Source organism: Streptococcus sp. HMSC072C09 (assembly GCF_001813105.1).
Classification (GTDB): Bacteria; Bacillota; Bacilli; order Lactobacillales; family Streptococcaceae; genus Streptococcus.
Map to the genome: position 1 here is coordinate 264,587 of NZ_KV811500.1, position 6,650 is coordinate 271,236.

The window sequence follows — 6,650 nt, forward strand, 5'->3', positions numbered from 1 at the left end:
ACAAATCTAAAAAAACTATTGGAGAATTCCTATGAAAAAAGGTAAAGTATTCGCAGTTGCCGGAGTAACACTCCTTGCAGCTGGATTGTTAGCTGCATGTTCTAGTTCAAATACTAGCAAAGCAAGCTCAGGCGAAGACAAAAACTATGGTTATGTCTACACTACTGACCCAACAACTTTGGACTATACTGTGTCTTCTAAATCTGCCACTCAAGATCTCACTACAAACATCGTAGACGGTTTGATGGAAAATGACAAGTATGGAAATCTTGTGCCATCACTTGCGGAAGATTGGTCTGTTTCAAAAGACGGTTTGACTTATACCTACAAGATTCGTAAGGGTGTTAAATGGTACGATGCAGATGGTGAAGAACGCGGTGAAGTGACTGCCAAAGACTTCGTGACTGGTTTGAAACACGCTGCTGATAAAAAATCAGAAGAACTTCCACTAGTTCAAGGCTCAATCAAAGGCTTGGATGATTATGTGCAAGGAAAAACTACAGACTTCAGCCAAGTTGGTGTCAAAGCGGTTGATGATTACACACTTCAATATACATTGAACAAACCTGAAACCTTCTGGAACTCTAAAACAACAAACGGAATCTTGTTCCCAATTAGCACAGATTTCTTGAAGAGTAAGGGAGATGATTTTGGTCAACCAAACGATGTGAAATCAGTACTTGCAAACGGACCTTTCCTTCTTAAATCTATTACATCAAAATCATCTGTTGTATTTGAAAAGAATGACAACTACTGGGATAAGAAAAACGTTCACGTCAAGGAAGTAAAACTTACTTATTACGATGGATCAGACCAAGATTCATTGGCACGTGGTTTCTCTGATGGAGCTTATACAGCTGCTCGTCTTTTCCCATCAAGCTCAAACTTTGCAACAGTAGAGAAAAAATACAAGGACAATATCTATAACACACCAGCTGGTTCAGGTGTAGCAATCCTTGGTTTCAACATCGATCGTCAATCTTACAAACACACTGCAAAGAAATCAGATGCTGAAAAATCTTCTACTAAGAAAGCAATCTTGAACAAAGATTTCCGTCAAGCCATCACTTTTGCCTTGAACCGTGAAAACTACTCAGCACAAGTCAATGGTAAAGAATTTGCTAAACCAGCTATCCGTAATACATATGTTGCACCTGCATTCGTACAAGTAGATGGAAAAGACTTCGGAAATGTAGTTGCAGATAAGTTGACTACTTATGGAGACCAATGGAAGGGTATCAACCTTGCAGATGGTCAAGATGGTCTTTACAACAAAGATAAAGCGAAAGCACAACTTGAAAAAGCCAAAGCTGAACTTCAAAAAGACGGCGTTCAATTCCCAATTCATATTGACATTCCTGTTATTCAAAATGCAACAAGTATAGTTACACGTATGCAATCATTGAAACAAACGGTAGAAGAAACTCTTGGTAAAGACAACGTAGTTGTTGACCTTCAAATGATGGACCAAGACGAAGTGTTGAACATCACATTGAATGTTCCATCAGCTGCAGATGCAGATTGGGATCTTCAAGGTATGGTCGGTTGGAACCCAGACTATCAAGATCCATCAACTTACCTTGATACGCTTCAACCATCTTCAGAAGATCAAACAAAAGTTTACCTTGGTTTTGCAGGTGGTGTAGATAACCCATCAGCTAAAGCTGTCGGTTTGGATGAGTTTGCAAAACTTCTTGACGATGCAAACAACGAAACACAAGATGTTGTGAAACGTTATGAAAAATATGCAGCAGCTCAAGCTTGGTTGACAGATAGCGCGATTGTAGTACCTACAATGTCATCATCAGGCGCAGCAACTGTTATCTCTAAAGTGGTACCATTCTCTGGTGCTTCAGCTCAAGCTGGTAACAAAGGTTCAGCATACTTCAAATATGTAGAAGTTCAAGATGAACCTGTTACTAAGAAACAATACGATGAAGCTCTTAAGAAATGGCAAAAAGAAAAAGCTGAGTCAAACAAAAAAGCTCAACAAGATCTTGAAAAACACGTTAAATAATTAAATTATTGCTTTTCATTAGAACTTTCTCTTCTAGGGGAGAAAGTTCTTTTGGACATTAAAGGAATGAAATATGAAAAAATATGTTTTTATGCGTATTTTGCGTTCGTTAGTGTCGATCTTTCTCGTCACGACATTAACCTACATGATTATCTATACGCTAACACCGAGAAATCTCATCTTTAAAAATGACCCCAACTACAATAAAGTAGCGAAGACAAAAGATTCGAAGATCAACTACGAAAATACTGTCTACGATCGCATGGGTTATTTGGAATACATGGATTCAAAGAGCTTGCAACAAAAAGCAAGTAAAGAAGATTCTTCCGTAACGGTTGATGCGACAACTGCTAATGAAAAGATCTACAAAAAATATATTGAAAAATTAGGTCATGGTTGGCAGTTGAAACGTTTCCCGGAAAGTAAGTCTTTCTATGCGGTGCGTGAAATTCCGGTTTTTGAACGTGTCATCAGCTTCTATGCGAATTTGATTCAGTTTGATCATCCAGGTTGGGTGAAAGATGCCTCAAATCCAAATCTCAAACGCTATATCCGTATTGAAAATGATCCATCTATTGGTTGGTCAGTTGTAGGTTCTGGTACGAAACACAAATACCTCTTGTACTTTAATGGTCAATTCCCATATGTGCACCAAAACTTTGTAACCTTAAACCTTGGAAATTCATATCCAACTTATTCAAATACCCCTGTTCTTCAAGTTATTACCCAAGGACAAGGAACGACTAAGAAGAGTGAAGTGAACTTCCCAACAGGTAAAAAGACATCTTCCATCGATATCTACTCACGTACCTACAAATCACCAAGTAAGGCAGACTCACAAGATATCAGTCGATTTGGTAAAGGGGATGCCTATACAGCAACGTTGAGCAACTATGAGAATCCATCCATGATTGCATCTTCTTCAATCATTGGTTTGATTGGTATTGCGATTGCTTACTTGATTGCGATCCCATTAGGATCTTACATGGCTCTGTTCAAGGACTCATGGTTTGATAGCATCTCTACTGCGGCTTTGACATTTATGATGTCTCTCCCAACCATTGCCCTTGTCTATATCGTGCGTCTAGCAGGTTCATTCTTTGGACTTCCAGACTCATTCCCAGTACTTGGAGCACAGGACTGGCGTTCATATGTATTGCCGTCTCTGATTCTTGGTTTATTGAGTGCGCCATTTATCGCCGTTTGGATTCGTCGTTATATGATCGATATTCACTCTCAGGATTTCGTCCGTTTTGCTCGTTCAAAAGGATTGTCAGAACGTGAGATCTCAAGAAAACACATCTTCAAAAATGCGATGGTTCCACTAGTTTCTGGAATTCCAGGGGCTATCATTGGAGTTATCTCAGGTGCGACGTTGACTGAAACAGTCTTCGCTTTCCCAGGTATGGGTAAAATGTTGATTGACTCTATTAAAGCATCAAACAACACCATGGTCATCGGACTTGTCTTCATCTTCACATCACTTGGTATCTTTGCTGCCATGTTAGGTGATATCTTGATGACAGTGCTTGATCCACGGATTAAATTAACGAATACGAAAGGAGGCAAATAATGGCTACAATCGATAAAAATAAATTTCAGTTTGTAAAACGTGATGACTTTGCCTCTGAAGTAATCGATGCTCCAGCGTATTCATACTGGAAATCTGTATTCAGACAATTCTTGAAAAAAAGAACCACTATCATTATGCTTGCTATTTTGATTGGGATTCTCTTGATGAGTTTTGTCTATCCTATGTTTTCAAATTTTGATTACAACGACGTAAGTAAGGTAAATGACTTTTCAGCACGTTTGAATCCACCAAGTGCCAAAGCTTTCTTTGGTACAGATAATAACGGTAAATCCCTCTTTGATGGAGTTTGGTTTGGTGCTCGGAATTCAATTATCATTTCCTTCATCGCCACTGTTATTAACGTGGTTGTCGGAGTTATCGTTGGTGGAATTTGGGGGATCTCAAAATCCATCGACCGTATCATGATGGAAGTTTATAACGTTATTTCAAACATTCCGTTTATGTTGATCGTTATCGTCTTGACTTACTCAATGGGATCTGGTTTCTGGAACTTGATTCTTGCCATGTCCTTAACTGGATGGATCGGAATTGCCTATACCATTCGTGTCCAAATCATGCGTTACCGTGATTTGGAGTACAACTTGGCCAGCCGAACATTAGGAACACCAACTTTGAAAATTGTTACGAAAAATATTTTGCCTCAATTGGTATCTGTTATCGTGACACAAACATCACAGTTACTTCCAAGCTTTATTTCTTACGAAGCTTTCCTTTCCTTCTTCGGACTTGGTCTTCCAATCACAGTTCCAAGTTTGGGACGCTTGATTTCTGACTATTCTCAAAACGTAACTACAAATGCCTACCTATTCTGGATTCCGCTTACTGTTTTGATTTTAGTATCCTTGTCATTCTTTATCGTCGGACAAAACTTGGCCGATGCCAGCGACCCACGTACACATAGATAGGAGGAGTAGATATGACATCAAATAACAATATTATTTTATCTGCTCAAGATATCGTAGTGGAATTTGACGTGCGCGATCGCGTATTGACAGCTATTCGTGGCGTATCGCTTGAGCTAGAAGAAGGTGAAGTTCTTGCCTTAGTTGGTGAGTCAGGTTCAGGGAAATCAGTTTTGACAAAAACGTTCACCGGAATGTTAGAAGATAACGGCCGTATTGCCCAAGGTTCGATTAAATACCGTGGTCAAGAATTGACAGATTTGAAATCGAATAAAGATTGGGAAAATATTCGTGGATCTAAGATCGCTACAATTTTCCAAGACCCAATGACAAGTTTGGACCCAATCAACACAATTGGTTCACAAATTACAGAAGTCATTATCAAACACCAAGGGAAAACAGCTAAAGAAGCCAAAGAAATGGCTTTGGACTATATGGAGAAAGTTGGAATTCCAGATGCGGAACGTCGTTTTGATGAGTATCCATTCCAATATTCAGGTGGGATGCGTCAACGGATCGTTATTGCCATCGCCTTGGCCTGCCGTCCAGATATCTTAATCTGTGACGAACCAACAACAGCCCTTGACGTAACCATTCAAGCGCAAATCATTGATTTGTTGAAATCCCTTCAAAAAGAATACCAATTTACAGTTATCTTTATCACCCACGACTTAGGTGTGGTTGCAAGTATTGCAGATAAAGTAGCCGTTATGTATGCTGGAGAAATTGTTGAGTTTGGTAAAGTAGAAGAAATTTTCTACGATCCAAAACATCCATACACATGGAGCTTGCTTTCAAGCTTGCCTCAATTGTCAACCTCAGATGGTGATCTTTACTCTATTCCAGGAACTCCGCCTTCATTGTATGCTCCGATTAAAGGAGATGCTTTCGCACTTCGTTCAGACTATGCGATGCAGATTGATTTTGAAGAAGAGGCACCTGCTTTCAAAGTAACCGATACTCACTGGGCTAAGACATGGTTGCTCCATCCAGATGCACCGACAGTTCATAAACCAGAAGTAATCGAAAACCTTCACGAAAAGATTGGCTCAAAAATGGGCTTTACTCACATTACAGAATAGGAGGAAGGAAATGACTGAAAAATTAGTTGAAATTAAAGATTTAGAAATTTCCTTCGGTGAAGGAAGTAAAAAATTCGTTGCTGTAAAGAACGCCAACTTCTTCATTAATAAGGGAGAAACTTTCTCTCTTGTTGGTGAATCAGGAAGTGGGAAGACAACAATTGGACGTGCCATCATCGGTCTGAATGATACAAGTGCTGGAGAAATTATTTATGACGGTCGCAAGATCAACGGAAAAAACTCTCATAGTGAAAAATCAGAGTTGATCCGTAAAATTCAAATGATCTTCCAAGACCCAGCAGCAAGTTTGAATGAACGTGCAACAGTTGATTATATTATCTCTGAAGGTTTGATCAACCACCATTTGTTTAACAGCGAAGAAGAACGTCAGGAAAAAGTAAAAAATATTATGCATGAAGTTGGGCTTCTAGCAGAACATTTGACACGTTATCCTCACGAATTCTCAGGTGGTCAACGTCAACGGATCGGTATTGCCCGTGCACTTGTCATGGAACCAGAATTTGTCATTGCGGATGAACCAATCTCAGCCCTTGACGTTTCAGTACGTGCGCAGGTCTTGAACCTTTTGAAAAAATTCCAAAGAGAATTAGGCTTGACCTACCTCTTTATCGCCCATGACTTATCAGTTGTGCGCTTCATTTCTGACCGTATTGCAGTTATCTATAAAGGGGTTATTGTAGAAGTAGCAGAAACTGAAGAGCTATTTAACCACCCAATCCATCCATACACACAATCCCTACTTTCAGCGGTTCCAATTCCAGATCCAATTCTAGAACGTAAAAAAGTTCTAAAAATCTACGATCCAGAACAACATGATTACTCTGAAGATAAACCACAAATGGTTGAAATTAAACCAGGTCATTATGTATGGGCTAACAAAGCTGAAGAAAACAAATACAGACAAGAATATAAATAGAGAGGATTCCCTCTCTATTTTTTTATTTCAAAAAAACTTTCAAAAAAATAAAATTTTTTGAGAAAAAGTGTTGACAGTAAGGGTAGGTCATGATATACTAATATAGTTGTCGCGCGAG

5 protein-coding genes are annotated in these 6,650 nt (G+C 39.1%); all 5 read left to right on the plus strand.

Annotation, left to right across the window (positions count from 1 at the left end; translation table 11 throughout):
* Nucleotides 1–31: 31 nt before the first annotated feature.
* On the plus strand, nt 32–2,017 hold the full coding sequence (locus tag HMPREF2893_RS05740; protein ID WP_070674945.1) for a peptide ABC transporter substrate-binding protein: 1,986 nt from the start codon (nt 32–34) through the stop codon (nt 2,015–2,017).
* 73 nt (nt 2,018–2,090) lie between these two features.
* On the plus strand, nt 2,091–3,590 hold the full coding sequence (locus HMPREF2893_RS05745) for an ABC transporter permease (protein WP_003010287.1): 1,500 nt from the start codon (nt 2,091–2,093) through the stop codon (nt 3,588–3,590).
* Nucleotides 3,590–4,516 carry an oligopeptide ABC transporter permease OppC gene (gene oppC, locus HMPREF2893_RS05750; protein ID WP_003010290.1) on the plus strand — a complete coding sequence of 309 codons (927 nt, stop codon included), beginning with the start codon at nt 3,590–3,592 and terminating at the stop codon, nt 4,514–4,516. Before HMPREF2893_RS05745 ends, oppC begins: the two co-directional genes overlap by 1 nt.
* Before the next feature lie 11 nt (nt 4,517–4,527).
* Nucleotides 4,528–5,595 (plus strand): ABC transporter ATP-binding protein, encoded by a 1,068-nt coding sequence (locus HMPREF2893_RS05755; RefSeq protein ID WP_003010293.1) that lies wholly within the window; start codon nt 4,528–4,530, stop codon nt 5,593–5,595.
* Nucleotides 5,596–5,605: 10 nt separating this feature from the next.
* Entirely contained in the window at nt 5,606–6,532 is a 927-nt protein-coding gene (locus HMPREF2893_RS05760; protein ID WP_003010296.1) for an ATP-binding cassette domain-containing protein, read from the plus strand.
* Nucleotides 6,533–6,650 lie beyond the last annotated feature (118 nt).